Genomic DNA, 18935 nt, shown 5'->3' on the forward strand with positions numbered 1-18935 from the left:
TGCTATTCAGAAACGACGCAAGCCCAATGCCGAGGAACGCCGCCGCGATCTGTGTGACGCGGCTATTGAATTGTTGGCCAGCGAGGGCGCCAAGGGGTTGAGCCACCCGAAGGTAGATCGCTATGCCGAAGTGCCGAACGGCAGTACGTCGTTTTACTTCCGAACCCGCTCGGCATTGCTACAGGCAACAGCGCAACGACTTGCCGAGCTGGATCTCACAGACCTGATGTCGGTGGCGGGTCCGACCGACAGTGACGAGAAGGGACGCCCGGAGGGGGCACCGACACTCGCGACGATGGTCATGCTTTCCGGCGAGGAACCACGGCTGACTCGAACAAAGGCGCGATTCGAGCTGCTGCTGCAAGCCAATCGCGACCCCGAGCTGGCCGAGGTCTTCAGACACAACAGCGAGATCTTCACCGAGTTGCATCGCAAGGAAATCCTGTCGCGGTCGCGGCCCGAGGAGAAGCCAATCCCAGAGGTATTGGACGAACAGACTGCCGTCACAATGAGTTTCGTCAGTGGTCTGCACATGAGGTTCATCGCCGGCGATCGCTCCGTCAACAGTGCCGAGCAACTCGACCTGTTGCTCAAAGGCATCGCAGACGGCATCGCGGACGCCCACGGCAAGAGTGGTCGCCCTCGCCGCAATCCGACGGGCTGAACATCACCAAATGCGGCGGAACTGGGCTCCGATCCGTCGCTGCCGCAACTGCTCTGCCCGCTCCCGCGCCGTGAGGACCGCTGTGCCGGCAGGCAGGTGCTCGAGCACATCGGAAACGGGTACCTTGGTCACCGTCGCCTCGGGATATTCGTCTGCACGATAGAAGCGGGCCTGCAGAATGCCCCACGGCCAATCGGCCTTGTCGAGCCAATTATGTACGCCGGGATCTCTTTTCGATACCACACCACGGAACCAGCCGTCCGGGTCGATGCGCGCCTGAAAGTCGTTGAGGCTCGACTGGCGGTTCACCCAGTCAACTGTCGAGAAGCGGTCGTCGGCCACCAGGATCTGCCAGTAGTGACATGGGTTGGGCACCGGGAACTCCACGACGAGCGCCTCGTCGTCATCGATTTCATGGATGCCGTCGTAATAGGCCTGTTTGGTCGCCAAGCCGCCGCCCTGCTGGATCCATTGTGAGCGCAGTAAAACGTTGATGCCGTGGTGCTCCCGGTAGAACCGGACGAGTTCCATGTCGAAGTCGATCATTCCCTTGATCCAGTCGCCCATCTCGGAGAACCTGCGGGCAATCTCGACGGATGACATGTCCTCCCCCGCATCGTCGAGCCGGTTGATCGCAACCTGCGCGTCGATCTCGGTGTTCCAGTCGCACGCACACTTTCGCATCAGCAGCTTGCCCGCCTCAGGGTTCAGTGGCCACCAGTCGCCGTCTTCACCCGCAGGACGCTCGGCGCTGAGGACCACGCGGAACGAGCCATCCTCGGCGATGGTGAGGTCGTCCAGGTCGTGGGTGATGGCCTGGAACTTCATCTGCCGCTCAACACCCTTGAGACTCTTCATCATTCCCGGCGCGGACTGTGTGATTTCCACAAAGCGCACCGTGCCCCGGCGTCCGACCAGCTCGTAGACGCCGGAGCCGTCGACCTCGGCGTTGAGGTACACGTAGTCGGGATTGGGGCCACCCTGATTGCACGCGTAGTTCCAGAGCGGCATGAAGACAGGTCGCCGAGCGTCGGTGTACACGTGGCACAGATAGCCGCAGGCCAGGATCGACAGCGCCAGCTTGTTCATGTCCTGCACCTCGGCCTCGGATGCGTCGGGGCGCCAGGTCGCCAGTAGATGGTCGGCAACGCCCTTGAGCGCCTCCATCTGCTCGTCCCAGGTCGGTAGTAGGGTCACGGTGTCATCCCTCCACCGCCACATCGAAATGGCGGATATAAAAGTCATAGTCGGAACGAATCTGTGCGGCGCTGAGATCGAACTGCTCGGGTGTGTAATGATGAGTGCCCTTGGCGCCCATGGTGTTAGCCTCCTGCCAGGTGAAGATTGTCTGCTCGACAGCTGGCGTTAGCTCGAGACCCAGCCAGTGGTACACGCGTCGGATCGTGCCCCTGGGATCGGAGACCAATTCACGGTGGTGAACGTCGAGGAACCGATTTTCGCCGATGCGAGTGCGCTCTTCGATGGCGCGCCGCATGCCCTCACGTAGATGCTCACTCACTTCGTGACCCAACGCATGGAGGTCACGCTGGCCGTCGGCGGGAGGAAAGATCGTTGACACCAGACTGGTGTAGGACGGCACTACCTTCGCGGGGTCTCGATGCGTCATCACGAACCGCATATCGGGGTACGCCCGCGACAACGCCTCCAGGTGGAACTTGTGGTGCGGGGCCTTGAACAGCCAGAGTTCGGGCGGACGCTTCGACCCGAGCAACTTCACGACTCGACGGTGGTACCGGTAGGTCTGCGTCAAATCCGCACTACGCCACCACTTCCGGTAACCCGCGACCGGAAGCGTCATCTGCTGGCCATGAAACGCCATTCCGAGAATCTCGGTGTCTTCCATGGTCGCGTCGACCTCGAAGATGTGCATGGCCGCGCTTTCGGCCGGCCGCTCCTGGTGCCTGCGTACGAACTCCACGCGTCGCGGGTCCTCGGCTTCACCCTCGGCGACCGGCGGCGGCACCGGCTTGGTCTGCTCCCACCCGCGCAGACAACGGAATTGCGGGTCGAGCGACAACATGTCGGCCAGCGCGGTGGTCCCGGTGCGCGGGAGCCCGTTGATGTCGATGGGGCCCTTGATCGGGACGTTGGCCACCTCAGGATGCTCGGCATACCAGGCCTCGACATCGAGCCGGTTGACCAGGCGACGCCGTAGGTCGCCGATCACCGCGTCATCGGTGTCCGGGTGCAGGTCGCCGTCACGTTCGAGGCTCTCCAGCAGGACCGCCAGACCGTCGCGGAAATCGCCGGGACCGAAATCGACGTGACCTCCCTCGGCGGCAGCCTCGGCAAGCAGCTGCTCGGGCGATGGATACCGCATACGATTCATTTCACGCGGTCCGGATAGTGGTGCGCGGCCATGGCACGGAACCCTTCACGCCAGTCCACTGTGCACGGTCCGGTGATCGATATTCGCTTGGTGTGGGCACCGACTGAGCCGATCGATGCCCCCGGAACTGCTTCGACGCGGAGATCGAGCTCCACACCGAGCAGGTCCGCGAAATATCGTGACCACTCCTGCACGGACACCGGCACGTCGCCAGCCCAATTCACGATCGTCGCAGGAACACTTGCTGCCTCGATCAGCGCCTCGACTTGCGCATTGATGTCGGTGTAGTGAATCGGACTGTAGGGCAGCGGATCCCACCGCGCCACCACAGGTTTGCCCTCGGCGATCGCATTGAGATGCCACAGCGGCAGACCCCCGCGCTCACCGTAAGCACTACCCATGCGGGCGATAGTGATCGGCAGGTCGAACTCGCGTGCGCAGTACCGGGCCACCGCTTCCTCGGCGATTTTCACGATGGAGTACGGCTGCGGGGTGGGCAGTCCGGCGTCCCCGATCGGATCGTCCTCGGAAAAGGGGTGCCAGGGATCGGGATGGGGTCTATAGACGGTGATTGTGGACATCACCAGCGCCGCTTTGGCATTGCGGCAGTGTGACAGCAATAGTCCGGTACCCTCCGCGTTGACCCGCAATCCCTGATCGTAATCCTCGCCGAAATCTGCGGCGATATGCAGTAGATAGGTGAAATCGTCTGGGACGGAGCTGAAGTCGGCGTCACCGAGGTCGACGGTTCGCGTGGTGACGCCCAGCGCCTCGACGTCGTCGCGGATGACGGGATCGGAGAACCGGGCGATACCCCACACCTCGTTGTGCGGCGCAAGTGTTTTGGCTATGCCATGTGCGATTCGTCCACCTGGCCCCGTGATGAGGATCTTTTCGCCGCTCAACATGTGCCACTCTCCCGTCCCGTCCGAGTGTGCGCCATGTGCCGGTGCCCCGTGTCATGATCGTCGTCATGGACGCGGACGCAATGACGCCACCGGCCCATCCGCTGTTCGAACAGCCATGGCCCGAGGGCGAGTTCCGGTTCTTTCAGCTCGGCCACGTCGTCGACGACGTCATCACGGCCGCCGCCCGCTGGGTGCAGACCTTCGGTATCGGTCCCTTTCACGTGCTTCCCGTCGTCGGCCAACAAGCCGACTACGGCGGCGAAATCCGCACGGTTCAGATCCAGGTCGCCGTCGCCCAGGCGGGGCCTGTCCAGATCGAGTTGATCCAACAGCACTGCGATACACCGAGCATCTTCTCCGAATGGAGCCGTGGCGGCACGTCCGCTTTTCACCAGATAGCCACGCTGACAAGCGATTACGATGGGAAGATCGCACACTTCCGGGCTCTCGGCCATTCGATTGCCGCGGAGAGCCTCGGCGGCGGGTTTCGGGTGGCCTACATCGACACCGCAGCGGAGTTCGGGTTCTATACCGAGGTCGTCCAAGCCCCACCCAGCTTCGTGGACCAGGTACGCAGCATCTCGGACACCTGCGCCGACTGGGACGGGCGCGACCCCGTGCGAATCATGACGCGGGGCGGCTACCGAGTGCCAGAAGGGGCCGACGGGCAGTGATCCGGACATCAGCGGCAATGCCACCCCCACGTCAATGTAGTGAGCTAGTCTACGCAATGACTCTAAAGTCTTAGAGCAACGGAATGCAACCAACATCCCAAACCCAGCAGGAGGACGCAGGTGGGCGGTGAACAGTCCACCTCGGCCGATGATCTGACGGGCCCGCTGCGGGGCACGGCACTCGAACAGTCGGTCCTGCGGGCACTCGACACTCTCGAGCGGGCACTGCAGCTAGAGCCCATGGGCGACAACTCGTTTCGCGCGACCAACGAAGCTGATCGCTTTGGCCGCATCTTCGGAGGTCAGCTGCTCGCGCAGGCGCTGCACGCAGCATCATCGACCGTTGAGCAGCACAAACCACACTCCCTCCATGCCTACTTCCTGCAGACCGGCGACTCAAGACAACCGGTCGAGATTGTCGTGGAAGGCGTTCGCGACGGGCGGAGCATGTCGACGCGGCAGGTGAGCGTGGCGCAGGGTGACCGCACGCTACTCACCGCGCTGGCGTCGTTCCACAGCAACCCGGCAGAACCTGAGGCCAGCTCGGAATCGCTCGATGTGCCGCGACCGGAAGACATGCCGCTCCTACAGCACTGGGTTCATCGCGTGCCGCCGCCGATGCGCAAAAACGCACAGACGTGGATCGACGTCCCACCCGCGCTGGAGATGCGGATTGCGGAGCCAACGACATTTCTGGGCGGCAGGCAGACCTCCGGACCGCGGTCGCACTGGATGCGCCTACCGCGAAGCATCGCCGATCCGGCACTGCACGCCGCGCTTCTTGCCTACGCCAGTGACTATCTGATGCTCGACATGGCACTTCGCAGCCATCCTCATCCCGCCGACTACGCGTCGGTGGCGGCGGTGAGCCTGGACCACGCCCTCTGGTTGCACCGCCCGATTCACTTCGACGAATGGCATCTCTACACGCAGGAAACAGCTGCCATCACCGGGCATCGCGCGATGGTCCGCGGGACCATTCGCGACACGGCCGGCCACACGGTGGCCAGCACCGCACAGGAAGTGCTCATCCGCCCCCTCGCGGGCACGTAGTCAGGACGGCGATGTTCGAGGACGACGTATTCGATCTGACCGGGCGCGTTGCGCTCGTGACAGGCGGCGGAACGGGAATCGGTGCCGCGACGGCGATGCTGCTTGCCAAACATGGCGCCGACGTCGCAATCGCCGCGCGGACAGTGTCCGATCTGGAGCGAACCGCCGCGGAGGTGACCGCTGCCTCGGGGCGCAGGTGCCTCGTCGTGCCGACCGACGTCAAGGTCGAGGATCAGGTAGTGGCGATGGTGGGTCGAACCGTCGATGAACTCGGGCGGCTGGACATTCTGGTCAACAATGCCGGTGGCACACGAATGGGTCCGCTGCAGGATCTTCCGACCAGAGCGTGGGACTCGGTGTTCGAGCTCAACGTGCGATCGGCCTACGTCGCGACGCGTGAGGCCGGAATTCACTTCCGCGCGCAGGGATCCGGCGCGATCGTGAACATCTCGTCAGACGCCGGCATCCACGGCGTGAAGGGCGGCGCGCACTACGCTTCGGCGAAGGCTGCTCTGCAGATGTTCACGACGGTCACCGCCGCCGAGTGGGGTCGATACGGAGTACGGGTCAACTGCATCGCAGTCGGAGCCATCGCATCCGAGCGAGTGGTTGCGGCGTGGGAAGTCGCCGGCATCGATCAATCCGAGTTCGCGGCTAGAGTCCCCTTGGGTCGCGCCGGCCGGCCCGACGAAGTGGCATGGGCCGTCCTGTTCATGGTCAGCGACGCCGCCTCGTACATCACCGGCCAGACGTTCGCCGTCGACGGCGGGCCGAGCCTCGGCGGTATTCCGGATTCCTGAGCGCCATCGTTGACTTCGCTCCTGTCGCAGCGGAATGTGTAGAGGCCATTGAACGAAAGGTGACGATGACTAAGACAATGGGTCGGGTGGCCGGCAAGGTCGCTTTCATCACGGGCGCAGCGCGCGGTCAGGGCCGCGAACACGCCATCCGGCTCGCCGAGGAAGGCGCCGACATCATCGCCGTCGACGCCTGCACCGACATCGACGGCGCTCCCTATCCCTTGGCGACCGAGGCCGACCTCGACGAAACAGCAGCGCTCGTCGAGAAGTTGGACCGCCGCATCGTCACCGCGAAGGCTGACGTCAGGGACGTCAAGGCGCTCGGAGCCGCACTGCAACAGGGAATCGACGAGCTGGGCCGGCCGGACATCGTCATCGCCAACGCTGGGATCAGCGGCAGCCCCGCCCCCGCCGCGATGATCTCCGAAGCCGCCTGGCAGACGATGCTCGACATCAACATCACGGGCGTATGGCACACGGTCAAGGTAGCCGTCCCGCACATGTCCGACGGGCGTGGCGGATCGATCGTCCTGGTGAGTTCGATGCTGGGTCTTCGCGGCGGCGGCTACATGGCCCACTACGCCTCGGCCAAGCACGCCGTCGTCGGCCTGATGAACTCACTCGCCAACGAACTTGCCCCGCAATGGATCCGGGTGAACTCCATCCATCCAGGCAACATCCAGACGCCGATGATCGACAACGAGCAGTTCCACCGCACCCTGCGGCCTGACCTCGCCGAGCCGACCATGGCCGACGCGGGCGAGATCATCGGCACCTTCCACATGCTGCCGGTGCCCTACTTCGAGGCACGTGCGGTCAGCAACGCGGTGCTGTTCCTGGCCTCGGACGAGGCCAAGTACATCACCGGCGCGGCGCTCCCGATCGACGCGGGAGCGACCGCGAAGTTCTGAGGCTCAGCGCGCTCCGCGCACCAGCCGGCCGGGGCGGGCGCCGGTGTCCACGCTGTTGCGGCGGGTGACGACGCCATTGACGATCGTGGCGCTGTAGCCGCTGGCATTCTGGACCAGGCGCTGACCGCCGGCCGGCAAGTCGTAAACCATCTTCGCCGGGTGCAACGTCAGCGCGTCCATGTCGATGACGTTGATGTCGGCCTTCTTGCCCTTCTGGATGACGCCGCGATCGGTCAGCCCGAACAGCTGCGCGGTGTCGTGAGATTGCTTGCGCACCACGTACTCCAGCGGCAGTTTCTCTCCCCGGTGGCGATCCCGCGCCCAATGCGTAAGCAGGAACGTCGGATACGACGCGTCGCAGATCATGCCGCAGTGCGCGCCGCCGTCGGACAAGCCCATCACGCCCGCCGGGTGGGTCATCATTTCGCGAACGGCGTCGCAGTTGCCGTATGAGTAGTTGAACATCGGCAGCATCAGCATCGAGGTCGCATCCGACTCGAGCATCAGATCGTAGAGAGTGGCGAGCGGCTCCTCACCTCTGTTGGCGGCGATCTTTTCCACCGTTCGTTCGTCGGTCGGCTCGTAGTCGGGCGGATCGCCGATGTGATAGATGCGACCGAGGGAGTGCTGCACGAGGGCGAACATGCCGTCGAACAGCTTCGTCGGATCCGGCGCCAGGTCGTCCTCCGCCAGGATCGCCGCCTTCACCGCGGGATCGGCGAGCCGCTGCGCCAGCTCTTCTCGGCTGCATTCGGCCTTGAGCCGACGGAATGTCGGGCGATGCGTGAACGCGTGGTGGCCCGGGAAACCGAAGAGCATGCCGAACGGCCGAGCGGCGACCTGTGGAAACAGTCGGCTACCCGCTTCGTAGGCGTCCGCCGAGATGTCCATCAGCTCACGCCACAGGTCAGGGGCGGCGTCGACCTGGATCATGGCGAAGGACACCGGCCGGTCGATCTCGGCGCTCAGTCGCTTCATCCACTCGAGTTCCTTCTTGGGCGCGACGATGTCCTCACCCGCCGCGCCTTGCGGCGCGAGTTCGAAGACAGCCTGGCCGCCCGCGGCCATCGCACGGCCGAGGCCGAACAGTTCGTCTTCCGCGGCGAATGTGCCCGGCACCGGCTCACCGTCCATCGCGCGGTGACCCAGCGTCCTGGACGTCGAAAGGCCAAGGGCGCCGGCCTCGATCGCTTCTTGCACCAGCCGGGCCATCGCCTCGATGTCCTCAGGGGTGGCGGGTTCGTTGCGGGCCCCCCGCTCGCCCATCGCATAGGCGCGGATCGCGCCGTGTGCGACCTGGCTTCCGACGTCGATCGCGAGTTCGTGTTTGCCGATCGTGTCGAGGTACTCGGGGTAGCTCTCCCAACCCCAGGTCAGTCCCTCGGTAAGGGCGGTGCCGGGAATGTCCTCGACGCCCTCCATCAGCTCGATCAGCCATTCCTCCGAACCTGGCCGCACGGGGGCGAACCCGACGCCGCAATTGCCCATCACGACCGTCGTCACGCCGTGTCCGCTCGAGGGCTCCAGCGAGCTGTCCCAGCTCACCTGGCCGTCGTAGTGGGTGTGGATGTCGACGAATCCCGGTGCGACGACCTTGCCCGTCGCGTCGATCGTCTCGGTCGCGTTGCCCTCCAGCGGCGCGTCACCGGACCCGCGGCGCCGAATCTCGACGATCTTGCCGTCCTTGACGCCCACGTCGGCCAGGAATCGGTCGCCGCCCGTGCCGTCTACGACGGTTCCGCCAGTGATTTTCAGATCGAACACGATTTACTCCCTCAACGTCCGGGCTGCCGTTATGGTGGCCAATGTAACACCGTTACAGATGGCGGCAGCCGGAATCGGAGGGCGAATCGTGACGCGAACGGCACCGGTTGGCCGCATCGTCGGGAACCCGACCCACACCCAGCGCGAGGACGCCATCGGTACGCCACCACAGCGGCCCACCCTCGTGCCGGCGCAGCGCTACTACTCGCCCGATTTCGCTCGCCTCGAGTCAGAGCGGATGTGGCCCAAGGTGTGGCAACTCGCCTGCACCGTCGACCACGTCGCCGAACCGGGCGACTACTTCGAGTACCGCTGCGGGTCCTACTCCGTCCTGATCGTGCACGGCGACGACGGCGAGTTGCGCGCCTTCCAGAACGTGTGCCGTCATCGGGGCAATTCGTTGTGCGCCGGATCGGGGTCGGATCTACGCGAACTTCGGTGCGGCTATCACGGATGGACGTGGGACCTCGCCGGGTCGCTCAAGCGTGTGCCAAACCGGAAGGGGTTCGGCGCGCTGAAGCTGACCGATTTTCCGCTGCTGGGTGTTCGCGTCGCAACGTGGGAACGGCTGGTATTCGTCAACCTCGACTCCGATGCGATCCCGCTGCGCGACTACCTCGAGGCCATGCCCGCCGACATCGAATGGAACCGACTCGGCGACTTCCGGTGCTACGCCACCATGACCATCGAGGTCGACGCGAACTGGAAGACGATCGCCGACGGGTTCAGCGAGACGTACCACATCCAGACACTGCATCCCGAACTTCACCGTTGCATGGACGACGTCTATGCGCCGCAAGTGATCTGGGGCCACACTGGAAAGTCCGAACAGGTCTACGGCGTGCCCAGCCCGTCGATCAAGGAGGGGGTGACCGACGCCGAGGTGTGGGACGCCTACGTCACCACACAGGGCGCGCTGATGGGCGTCGAGGAGGGCACGCCGTTTCCCGCCGATCAGGATGGGCACGCGGCGGCGGACGTGATCGCTGCGCGGACAAAGGCTTTCGCTGACGGGCGCGGAGTCGACCTCAGTTGGGCGAGCACCGACCAGGTGATGCGGCTGCACCAATACAACGCATTCCCGAACATGTCGCTGCTGACCAACGCCGATCACCTGACGGTGCTGGTCGCCCGCCCCGGACCCGACCCCGACCGCGGCGAGTTGGTGATGATCGTGTGGATGCGGATGCCCCCGGACGCGCCACGAATCAAGCCGACCGACGTGCGGATGACGGCAAGCGATGCGCACCCCGGCCTGGTGCTCACACAAGACATCGAGGTGTTGGCGGGCCTGCAGCGCGGCCTTCACCAGCCGGGGTTCACTCACGTGGTGCTGTCCAACGAGGAACGCCGCGTGATCAACATGCACCGCAACCTCGAACGCTATCTGGATCTACCCGAAGCAGATCGCATCACCGGTGGTGAGACGGTTGACGTCGCCACGTAGCAAGAGCGGTGCGTCCGTCACGGCCGATCAGATTCTCGAGACCGCCGCCGGGATGATCGATGTCGACGGGGTGGAGGCATTCAGCATGCGCCGCCTGGCCGAGCAGCTGGGCGTCGCGGTCACCTCCATCTACTGGCACGTCGGTGGCAGGGACAAACTCTTCGACAGCCTGGTCGAGGGACTACTCGCACAGATGGCGTCTCTGCCGAGCGACGGCGACAACCCCGTCGACCGGATTGCGTCGATCGCGCGATCGCAACGCAGGCTGCTCATCGAGAAGCAGAATCTTTTGGCCATCGCCCACGAACGCGACCGAACACCGCAGCTGTTCCTGCCCATTCAGCAGCGGCTGGCGGCGGAGCTGTCCGGACTGGGCATCACAGGCACCGAAGCCGCGCTCATGGTGCGCGTCGTGGAGGTTCACGTGATTTCCTCTGCGATCATGCAGTTCTCGGCGGTCCGCGGCGCCAAGCACGACGAAGAGGATCCGTCCCTGTGGGCCGACGCGTGGCCCGACCGGGCACTCGTCGAAGCCCTGCAGTCCCCGACCGACTACGACGCGGTGTTCGAGTACGGACTGAACGCGCTGCTGGCGCCTTTGCGCGACAAGGTGTCCGGTGGGTGACGTCTCGTCTGCGGAGGTCATCGCCACCGCGCAGGAAAGCGCGGGACTCTCCGACTTCGGTGGTGACGAATGGCGAATTGCGCTCGACGCGCTGACTGACGCACTGTCCGCGGAAGCGGGCTTGACGGAGTTCGGAGACGTCGTCGCGCTGGGCGACCTTGTCGGCTCCCTCACCAGACGACTGCAGATCGTCGAGTACCGGCGCACGCACCCCGAAGTCGCCGAAATGCACGTAGAGCGGCCAGTTTTCATCGTCGGCCAGGTGCGCACCGGCACCACGATCCTGTACGAACTCTTAGCTCAGGATCCCGACGCGAGGGCACCGTTGACATGGGAGGTCGACGCGCCGTGTCCGCCGCCGGAGGCGTCGACGTATCACACCGACCCGCGCATCGAGGACAGCCGTCAGATCCAGGAGATGATGACGTCGATCATCCCCGACCTCAAGGCGATGCATCCGATCGGACCGCTGCTCGCGCAGGAGTGTGTCCGCATCACGGGGATGGACTACAAGAGCTTCATTTTCCCGACGATGTACCGCATCCCGTCCTACGCCCAGTGGCTGCTGCGCGCCGACATGGCATCGGCGTACCAATGGCATCGCGGCTTCCTCCAGCATCTCCAGTCGCGAATCCCGGTGAACCGCTGGGTGGTCAAGTCACCCGGGCACATCTGGGCCCTGGACGCGATGATGAAGGAGTACCCGGACGCGCAGGTGATCCAGACCCACCGAGATCCGCTCCGGACCATCGCGTCGGTGTCCTCGCTGGCGTGCACGCTGCGCACATTCGCGGCCGAACCGACGCCCATCGAAGAAGTCGCCCGCGAGTGGGCCGACTACGTCATCGACGGACTCGACCGGTCGATCGACGCGCGGGAGTCGGGAATCATCCCCGCCTAGCAGGTGGTCGACGTCCAGTATCAGTCGTTCGCGGCCGACCCGATCGCCGCCGTCGCGGCCGCGTACGACCAACTCGGACTGGAGTTCACGGCCGAGGCCGAAACGAAGATGCGCGCCTTCCTGGCCGCCCAACCGCCTCACGAACACGGCGGGCATCATTACACGTTCGCGCAAACGGGGTTGGACGAGAACGAACTCCGCGAGCGGACGGCCCGCTATCAGAACTTCTTCGGCGTCCCCAACGAGCCACTAGGGTGAGCGCGATGGACCCGGCACTTCAGGACATGCTCGATGAGCATGCGCTGCGAAAGCTTGTCCATGCCTACTGCCGCGCGGTGGACCGCGGTGATATCGACGCGCTTCGGAAGCTCTACCACCATGACGCCGTCGACGCCCACGGCGCGTTTTCGACAGGCGCGGTCGAGGGGTTCTTCGAGCAGCTCGTTGCCGCTCGTCCCTACCTACGCGCGATGGCGCACAACATCACGACGGTGAACTTCGCGATCGACGGGAACGCGGCGGAGGGCGAAATCTACAACATCGCGGTTCACACGCTCGCCGGTAAGGGCCGCGACATCGACCTCGTGATCGGCGGTCGCTATCTCGACAAGTACGAGAAGCGTGACGGCGTGTGGAAACTACTCGAGCGAACCATCGTCACCGACTGGGCACGCGTGACCGATCCCTCGTCGATGGATATGAGCCACCCGATCACCGCTGACACGCTCAAAGGCGCCCTCGACACGACGGACCCCTCGTATCAGTTCTTCTCGCTGATCGTCGGCCTCAGCGCAAGCTGAGACCCGCCTAGATCAAGATCGGCAAACCTGACACAGCGGCCCGAGTAGCGGTTATCCTCGGTTTTATCCGCGCGGTCCAGAACAGGGCTACGCACACGGGGAGTGTGATTGGCATGCGCGATGGCGACCTCTGAGCGCGCTCCGCACCGGGCCCAGGCGATTGTCGTCTGGGGCCTCGGCACGTTCTTCCTGGGGCTGGGCCTACTCACCGCGGTGATGATCGGGATCGTGGCCGAACAGGTCCGAGACCGTCTCGAGGTCTCCGAGCACGCCATCGGCATGTTGAGCGCCGTCTTCTATGTCGCGTACTCGATCGCTCAGTTCATCGGCGGCATCATGCTCGACCGTCTGAACCCGCGCTGGATTCTCGGAATCTCCTCGCTGATCGCCGCGGTCGGGTGCGTCCTACTCGCCAACGCATCGACCATGAGCGTCACTGTCGCCGGCAGGATCATCCTCGGGATCGGGCTGTCGACCAGCTTCCTCGGAGCCATCTACCTCGCCAGAATCTGGTTCCCTCCGCAGCGATTCGCGGTGATGTCGTCCATCTCGCAGTTGGCGACCAACGTGGTTCTGGCCCTCATGCTGATCGGCCTCTCGGTCACCGAGACCATCCCGCCGCTGCACGCCGCCATGATCGGCATGGCTATCGGCTACGTGGTACTGGGGATCGCGATCCTGCTGCTCGTGTTCAGACCGGCCACAGCCGAAACCGCTCCGCAGGCCGACGGCGGGGCCGGCATCGGCAGCCAGTTGCGGATGGTGGTGGGAGTCCCGCAATTCTGGCTGGGCACAGCATTTTTCGCGAGCGTGTTCGGTGTCCTCATTGCGTGGAACGACCTGTGGGGAATCATGAACCAGCGTGCCTACGGGCGCACCCTGGAGATGGCGACGGCGTTGACGTCCACCGGAGCCATCGCCGCGGGCGTCGGCGGCCTGCTGTCGGGCTGGCTCTCGGATCGGCTCGGGAAGCGATCGCGGATCACCCAGATCACCATCTGGCTGCTGACGCTGACGATAACCCTGGTGCTGTTCCTTCCGCGGCTGCCAACGGCCGGCGTGTTCGTTCTCTTGTTCGTCTTCGGATTCCTGTTGGGCAGCAACATTCTTGGCTTCGCCCAGGTAGGGCAGCACATCCCCGACAACGCGCAGGCGACCGCGTTCGGTCTGATGACCAGCTTCGGTTTCCTGACCGGCGCCGGGCTCGACTATGTGATCGGCGTTCTCGTGGGCGAGGCCCCGCAGGCCGGCACGGACATCGCGATCAGCCACTACCGGGGGGCGTTGATCCCCCTGCTCGTCGTGCTCGTCGTCGGCTCGTTGTGCGCGCTTGCATTGAAGGACCGGGCGCAACCGCCGTCAGCCGCGACCGTCGATCCCCTGCCAGTACAGACCGCCAAGTAAGGAGCCGATTGATGGACGACATGAAGTACCTCCTGCATGCCGTAGACGTGTCCAAACGATCTGTGCGCGAGGGGAATCACCCGTTCGGGTCCGTCCTCGTCGACAGCGAGGGCAACGTCCTTCTGGAGCAGACGAACACCGAAGTCACCGAGTCGGACTGCACCGGACACGCGGAAACCGCGCTGATGCGCCAGGCGTCGAAGAAATACGACAAAGACTTCCTCGCCACGTGCACGCTGTACACGACCGCGGAACCCTGCTCGATGTGCGCGGGAGCCATGTACTGGGCGAACGTCCGACGGCTCGTGTACGGCATCACGGAAAAGCAATTGCTCGCCGAAACCGGCGACGACCCGCGAAACCCGACGCTAAGCCTCGACTGTCGAACGGTGTTCGGGGCGGGCCAGAAGGACATCGAGGTTGTCGGCCCGGTACCGGAGGTCGCCGACGCCGCGCTGGAACCGCACAAGAACTACTGGAACCAGCAGAGCTGACGTCACCTTACTTAACGGCGTTCGGACGACGCGACTGGATCGCCGTCCTCCCACAGCAACAGCTGACGGACGGAGGCGCGAGATCCATAGGGCTGCAACATCGTGCTCGCCGGCCGCGGGCGCACTTTCAGCGGCCACCAGAACCACCGGCCCAGAAGCACGGCGATGGACGGTGTCATAAACGAGCGCACGATCAGTGTGTCGAACAGCAGGCCGAGGGCGATCGTGGTGCCGATCTGGCCCAGCACGACCAGATCGCTGTACACGAAGGACGCCATGGTGAACGCGAACACCAAACCGGCCGCGGTCACCACTCCACCGGTACCCGCCATTGCCCGGATGATGCCGGTGTTCAACCCGGCACCGATTTCCTCCTTGAAGCGAGATATCAACAGCAGGTTGTAGTCCGAGCCCACGGCCAGTAGCAGGATGATGGCCAGCGGGATGATGACCCAATACAACTTAATGCCCAAGAGGTGCTGCCAGACCAATATCGACAGACCGAGTGAGGCGCCTAGTGACAGCGCCACGGTGCCCACGATGACGATCGCCGCGATCAGGCTGCGCGTGATGAACATCATGATGAGCAGGATCAGGCTGAGCGCCGCGATCACGACGATCATCAAGTCGTACTTGGCGCTTTCCTGGATGTCCTTGTACGTCGCCGCCGTGCCACCGATGTAGATGTGCGAACCGGCCAGCGGCGTGCCCTTGACGGCCTCCTCCGCCGAGTGCCTGATCGCATCGATGTGCGAAATACCCTGCGGGGTCGCGGGATCGACGTCATGGGTGATGATCATCCGCGCGGCCTTGCCGTCGGGTGACAGAAACAGTTTCAGACCGCGCTGGAACTCGGCGTTCTGGAACACCTCGGGCGGCACGTAGAACGAGTCGTCGATCTTCGCCGCGTCGAACGCCGCTCCCAACGCCGTGGAGTTCTCCAGGGCCGCCGCGTTCTGGCTGTAAATGCCCGACAGCGTTGCGTAATTTGTCATGACCAGATCGCGGTTGGTCATCTGGCTGGCGATCTGGGGCGGGATCAGCTCGAGCAACTTCGGCTGTATCGAGTCCAGCTTGTCCAGGCTTGTCGTGACGTTGGCGAGCTGATCGGTGAGCGCATTGATGCCGTCAAGCGCATCGAAAAGCGACCGAATCGCAAAGCACATCGGGATGTTGTAACAGTGTGGCTCCCAATAGAAATAGTTGCGCAGCGGGCGGAACTGGTCGTCGAAGTTGGCGATCTTGTCGCGCAGGTCCCGGGCCACTGCGACGGTTTCGTGGAAGGCCGCGACCTGCTCGTGCGTCGCGTCGTTCGCCTGCTGTTGCAAGGACGCCTGCTGTCGCAGAATACCAATCGTCTTGTCGATCTCGTCGACCTGCTTGAGCAAGTCGTTCGCCCTGTCCTGCTGATACCCGAGATTCTGTATCTGACCGGCACTTTGGGCGCTGATCTGAAACGGAATCGACGTGTGGTCCAGCGGCGTGCCGAGCGGGCGGGTGATCGACTGCACCTGTGCGATACCGGCCGTGTGGAAGACGGCCTTCGCCACGCGCTCCAACAGGATCATGTCGGTCGGATTGCGCAGATCATGGTCAGCCTGGATCATCAGCAGCTCCGGGTTGAGCCGGGCTTTCGAGAAGTGCCGCTCGGCAGCGGCGTAACCGATGTTGGACGGCGCCCGGTCAGGCATGTAGACGCCGACGTCGTAGCTGGTCTTATATCCGGGCAGCGCCAGCAGACCGATCGCGGCCACCGCCATCGTCGCCACGAGGATCGGTCCGGGCCACCGCACGATCGCGGTACCGATCCGACGCCAACCCCGTGTCCGCGCTTTGCGTTTCGGGTCCAGCAGCCCGAAACGCGCGCCAATGGTCATCACCGCGGGCGCGAGGGTGAGCGCGGCCGCCAAGGCCACGAACATGCCTATCGCGGCGGGGACGCCGAGGCTCTGAAAGTACGGCAGCCGGGTGAAACTCAGACACAGGACCGCGCCCGCGACCGTCAGACCCGAACCAAGGATGACGTGAGCGGTCCCGCGGTACATGTTGTAGAAGGACGTCTCCCGGTCGATCCCGTTGTTGCGGTCTTCGTGGTACCGGCCCATGAGGAAGATCGCATAATCGGTGCCAGCCGCTATGACGAGCAGCGTCAGGATGTTGGTCGAGTACGTCGAGAGTCCGATGATGCCTTCGTTGCCGAGGAAGGCGACAATGCCTCGGGCCGCCGACATTTCGATGAGCACGGTGATCAACACCAGCAGCATGGTGGCGATCGAGCGGTAGACGAGCAGCAGCATCACCGCGATCACCAGCACCGTCAGCACCGTGACCTTGGTGGTGCCTTCGTTGCCGACCTCGAACTGGTCGGCGACCTGGGGCGCCGGACCGGCGACATAGGCCTTGATGCCCGGCGGGGCAGGCGTGCTGTTGACGATGTCGCGCAGTGCGTCGACGGATGCTATGGACTGCGCCTCGCCCTGGTTTCCCGTGAGGAACACCTGAACGTAGGCCGCCTTACCGTCCGAGCTCTGCGATCCCGCGGCCGTCAGCGGGTCTCCCCAGAAGTCCTGAACGTGCTGAACGTGCTTGTGGTCCTCCTCAATTCGATCGATCAGGGTGTCGTAGAACTGATGGGCGGCTGCTCCCAGCGGCTCGTCGCCTTCCAGCACCACCATTGCCGCACTGTCGGAGTCGAATTCCTGGAAGACCTCGCCAATCTTCTTGAACGCCTGCAGCGACGGCGAATCGGGCGAGCTCAACGCCACGTTGTGTTCTTCGCCGACGATTTCCAGCTGCGGCACGAGGGCATTGGTGAGGCCGGCGATCACCAGCCAGAACAGGATGATGGGCACGGACAGCACGCGGGTCGACTTCGCGACGCGGTCCGTAAAGGACGTGCGTGACTCCTGATGGGTGCTCATCCAGATTTGTCCAGGCAGAAGGTGTACGCGTTCATCGTGTTGACCGTTCTCTCGTCCTTGACCACGTCATCGATCACGATGCGACAGCCGAGGGAGTCGCTATCGCCCTGCGCCATGACGTTGACAAGTACTGCCGTCTGGGTCGTGGTGATGTCGTATCTCCACGGGAGCGCCACATTCTCGGCGCGCTGAGGTTGAGCGTTGACGTCCAGATAGTTGATCGTCGCCACGGCGCCCGGTGGGCCGAACACCTCGAGGACCACGTGTTTGGGATTGAACGGAATGATCTCGTCCGAGAGGGCTTCGGCGGTCGAGGTGTCGTGGTTCGACCCGAATACGCCGTGCAGGCGAAAAACGGCGTACCCCGCGATAGCCACGACCACGACGGCGACGATGAGCATCCAGCCACGACCGAGAAGCCGACCAACCGAAATCCGCTGCACCCGCCAGCCTTTCGATACCCGCGACACGAGGACCGGACTGAACCCTAGTCCAGTCCAACGACATATCAACCTCGTTGACAGTACGGTACGGTACCGGACAGCACAACCCGTATAAGCCGCGCCGATTCCCGCTGGCCAGGCCGTTTTCTAGCGGTTGTGGCGGGTGAGGCTGGGCATCATGACGTCGTCGACCAGCGATTGCACCGTGCGCCGACTCGGCGGCCGCAACGAAAAGATTGACCGGAAGATGAGGTAGCCGGGCAGCACGTCCCAGAGGTCCTCGGTGATGGCGGCCGCATCGATCTCCCCGCGCGCGACGGCCTGCCCCAATATCTGCTTGAACAGGGCCTTCCGCTGATCAAGGAACTGGTGCTGCATGACGTCGTTGAGCGCGGGGTTGCGCGACACCTCCACCATCACCGCGCGCATGGTGCTGGCGTGTGTGCGCGCCTGATCGCAGATCACATCCCCCAGCTGCAGCAGGTCGCCACGCAGGGTGCCGGTCTCGGGGGCGACGGCGACGTGGCGGACGCCTTCGATGAATGCCGCCAACACCAGTTCGGCCTTGGTCGGCCATCGGCGGTACACCGTCGCCTTGCTCGCCCGCGCGCCGGCGGCGACCGCGTCGACGGTCAAGCCGTCATAGCCCTCTTCCTGCAACAACCGCAAGGTGACGGCCAGCAGTTCGGCCTCCCGCGGCGACCACGGCGACGACTCCACAGCGTGAGCGGCACCGGTGGTCATCGCACCAGGGTAGATCGATTCAACTCGTCGCG

At 64.2% G+C, this 18935-nt stretch carries 19 protein-coding genes; 12 read left to right on the top strand and 7 right to left on the bottom strand.

Features of this window, described 5'->3' with window-relative positions; translation table 11 throughout:
• Positions 1–73: 73 nt before the first annotated feature.
• Positions 74–664 carry a TetR/AcrR family transcriptional regulator gene (locus tag ACIA48_RS09825; RefSeq protein WP_396730174.1) on the top strand — a complete coding sequence of 197 codons (591 nt, stop codon included), beginning with the start codon at positions 74–76 and terminating at the stop codon, positions 662–664.
• 3 nt (positions 665–667) lie between these two features.
• Here ACIA48_RS09825 and ACIA48_RS09830 read toward each other — a convergent pair whose 3' ends face one another.
• From ACIA48_RS09830 to ACIA48_RS09840, 3 genes are read right to left on the bottom strand one after another with little or no spacing between them, the layout of a single operon-like run.
• Positions 668–1861 (bottom strand): DUF1214 domain-containing protein, encoded by a 1194-nt coding sequence (locus ACIA48_RS09830; RefSeq protein WP_396730176.1) that lies wholly within the window; start codon positions 1859–1861, stop codon positions 668–670.
• 4 nt (positions 1862–1865) lie between these two features.
• Complete coding sequence (locus tag ACIA48_RS09835) at positions 1866–3005, bottom strand: sulfotransferase family protein (protein WP_396730178.1); 1140 nt, start codon at positions 3003–3005, stop codon at positions 1866–1868.
• 5 nt (positions 3006–3010) lie between these two features.
• On the bottom strand, positions 3011–3922 hold the full coding sequence (locus ACIA48_RS09840) for an NAD-dependent epimerase/dehydratase family protein (RefSeq protein WP_396730180.1): 912 nt from the start codon (positions 3920–3922) through the stop codon (positions 3011–3013).
• Between the two features lie 53 nt (positions 3923–3975).
• Here ACIA48_RS09840 and ACIA48_RS09845 point away from each other — a divergent pair, with 53 nt between their 5' ends.
• From ACIA48_RS09845 to ACIA48_RS09860, 4 genes are all read left to right on the top strand, one after another.
• On the top strand, positions 3976–4596 hold the full coding sequence (locus ACIA48_RS09845) for a VOC family protein (RefSeq protein WP_396730755.1): 621 nt from the start codon (positions 3976–3978) through the stop codon (positions 4594–4596).
• 120 nt (positions 4597–4716) lie between these two features.
• Positions 4717–5649 (top strand): acyl-CoA thioesterase, encoded by a 933-nt coding sequence (locus ACIA48_RS09850; protein WP_396730182.1) that lies wholly within the window; start codon positions 4717–4719, stop codon positions 5647–5649.
• Between the two features lie 11 nt (positions 5650–5660).
• On the top strand, positions 5661–6449 hold the full coding sequence (locus ACIA48_RS09855) for an SDR family NAD(P)-dependent oxidoreductase (RefSeq protein ID WP_396730184.1): 789 nt from the start codon (positions 5661–5663) through the stop codon (positions 6447–6449).
• A gap of 65 nt (positions 6450–6514) precedes the next feature.
• Positions 6515–7360: a mycofactocin-coupled SDR family oxidoreductase gene (locus ACIA48_RS09860; protein WP_396730186.1), complete on the top strand. Its 846-nt coding sequence runs from the start codon at positions 6515–6517 to the stop codon at positions 7358–7360.
• A gap of 3 nt (positions 7361–7363) precedes the next feature.
• Here ACIA48_RS09860 and ACIA48_RS09865 read toward each other — a convergent pair whose 3' ends face one another.
• Positions 7364–9124: an amidohydrolase family protein gene (locus tag ACIA48_RS09865; RefSeq protein WP_396730188.1), complete on the bottom strand. Its 1761-nt coding sequence runs from the start codon at positions 9122–9124 to the stop codon at positions 7364–7366.
• Between the two features lie 88 nt (positions 9125–9212).
• Between ACIA48_RS09865 and ACIA48_RS09870 the strand changes: the two genes are divergently transcribed.
• The 7 genes from ACIA48_RS09870 (at position 9213) to ACIA48_RS09900 (ending at position 14795) form a co-directional block, all read left to right on the top strand.
• Positions 9213–10571, top strand: coding sequence for an aromatic ring-hydroxylating dioxygenase subunit alpha (locus tag ACIA48_RS09870; RefSeq protein ID WP_396730190.1), 1359 nt, complete (start codon positions 9213–9215; stop codon positions 10569–10571).
• A complete protein-coding gene (locus ACIA48_RS09875) occupies positions 10546–11196 on the top strand; it encodes a TetR/AcrR family transcriptional regulator (protein WP_396730192.1) in 651 nt (216 codons plus the stop codon). The genes ACIA48_RS09870 and ACIA48_RS09875 overlap by 26 nt, the downstream gene beginning before the upstream one ends.
• Entirely contained in the window at positions 11189–12097 is a 909-nt protein-coding gene (locus ACIA48_RS09880; protein ID WP_396730194.1) for a sulfotransferase family protein, read from the top strand. The genes ACIA48_RS09875 and ACIA48_RS09880 overlap by 8 nt, the downstream gene beginning before the upstream one ends.
• A 3-nt stretch (positions 12098–12100) precedes the next feature.
• Complete coding sequence (locus tag ACIA48_RS09885) at positions 12101–12355, top strand: hypothetical protein (RefSeq protein WP_396730195.1); 255 nt, start codon at positions 12101–12103, stop codon at positions 12353–12355.
• A gap of 5 nt (positions 12356–12360) precedes the next feature.
• Positions 12361–12897, top strand: a complete 537-nt coding sequence (locus ACIA48_RS09890) for a nuclear transport factor 2 family protein (protein WP_396730196.1) — start codon at positions 12361–12363, stop codon at positions 12895–12897.
• A 120-nt stretch (positions 12898–13017) separates the two neighbouring features.
• Positions 13018–14301, top strand: a complete 1284-nt coding sequence (locus tag ACIA48_RS09895; protein ID WP_396730198.1) for a nitrate/nitrite transporter — start codon at positions 13018–13020, stop codon at positions 14299–14301.
• A gap of 11 nt (positions 14302–14312) precedes the next feature.
• Positions 14313–14795 (top strand): nucleoside deaminase, encoded by a 483-nt coding sequence (locus tag ACIA48_RS09900; protein ID WP_396730200.1) that lies wholly within the window; start codon positions 14313–14315, stop codon positions 14793–14795.
• Between the two features lie 11 nt (positions 14796–14806).
• On the opposite strand, the gene ACIA48_RS09905 is transcribed toward ACIA48_RS09900, so the two are convergent.
• From ACIA48_RS09905 to ACIA48_RS09915, 3 genes are all read right to left on the bottom strand, one after another.
• A complete protein-coding gene (locus ACIA48_RS09905; RefSeq protein ID WP_396730202.1) occupies positions 14807–17716 on the bottom strand; it encodes an RND family transporter in 2910 nt (969 codons plus the stop codon).
• The gene (locus tag ACIA48_RS09910; RefSeq protein WP_396730204.1) at positions 17713–18159 is read right to left on the bottom strand and encodes an MmpS family transport accessory protein; all 447 of its coding nucleotides are present in this window, start codon (positions 18157–18159) and stop codon (positions 17713–17715) included. Before ACIA48_RS09910 ends, ACIA48_RS09905 begins: the two co-directional genes overlap by 4 nt.
• Positions 18160–18306: 147 nt before the next feature.
• Complete coding sequence (locus ACIA48_RS09915; protein WP_396730206.1) at positions 18307–18903, bottom strand: TetR/AcrR family transcriptional regulator; 597 nt, start codon at positions 18901–18903, stop codon at positions 18307–18309.
• Between the last annotated feature and the right edge of the window lie 32 nt (positions 18904–18935).

Origin of the sequence: Mycobacterium sp. NPDC051804 (genome assembly GCF_044452905.1) — a bacterium.
GTDB lineage: Bacteria > Actinomycetota > Actinomycetes > Mycobacteriales > Mycobacteriaceae > Mycobacterium.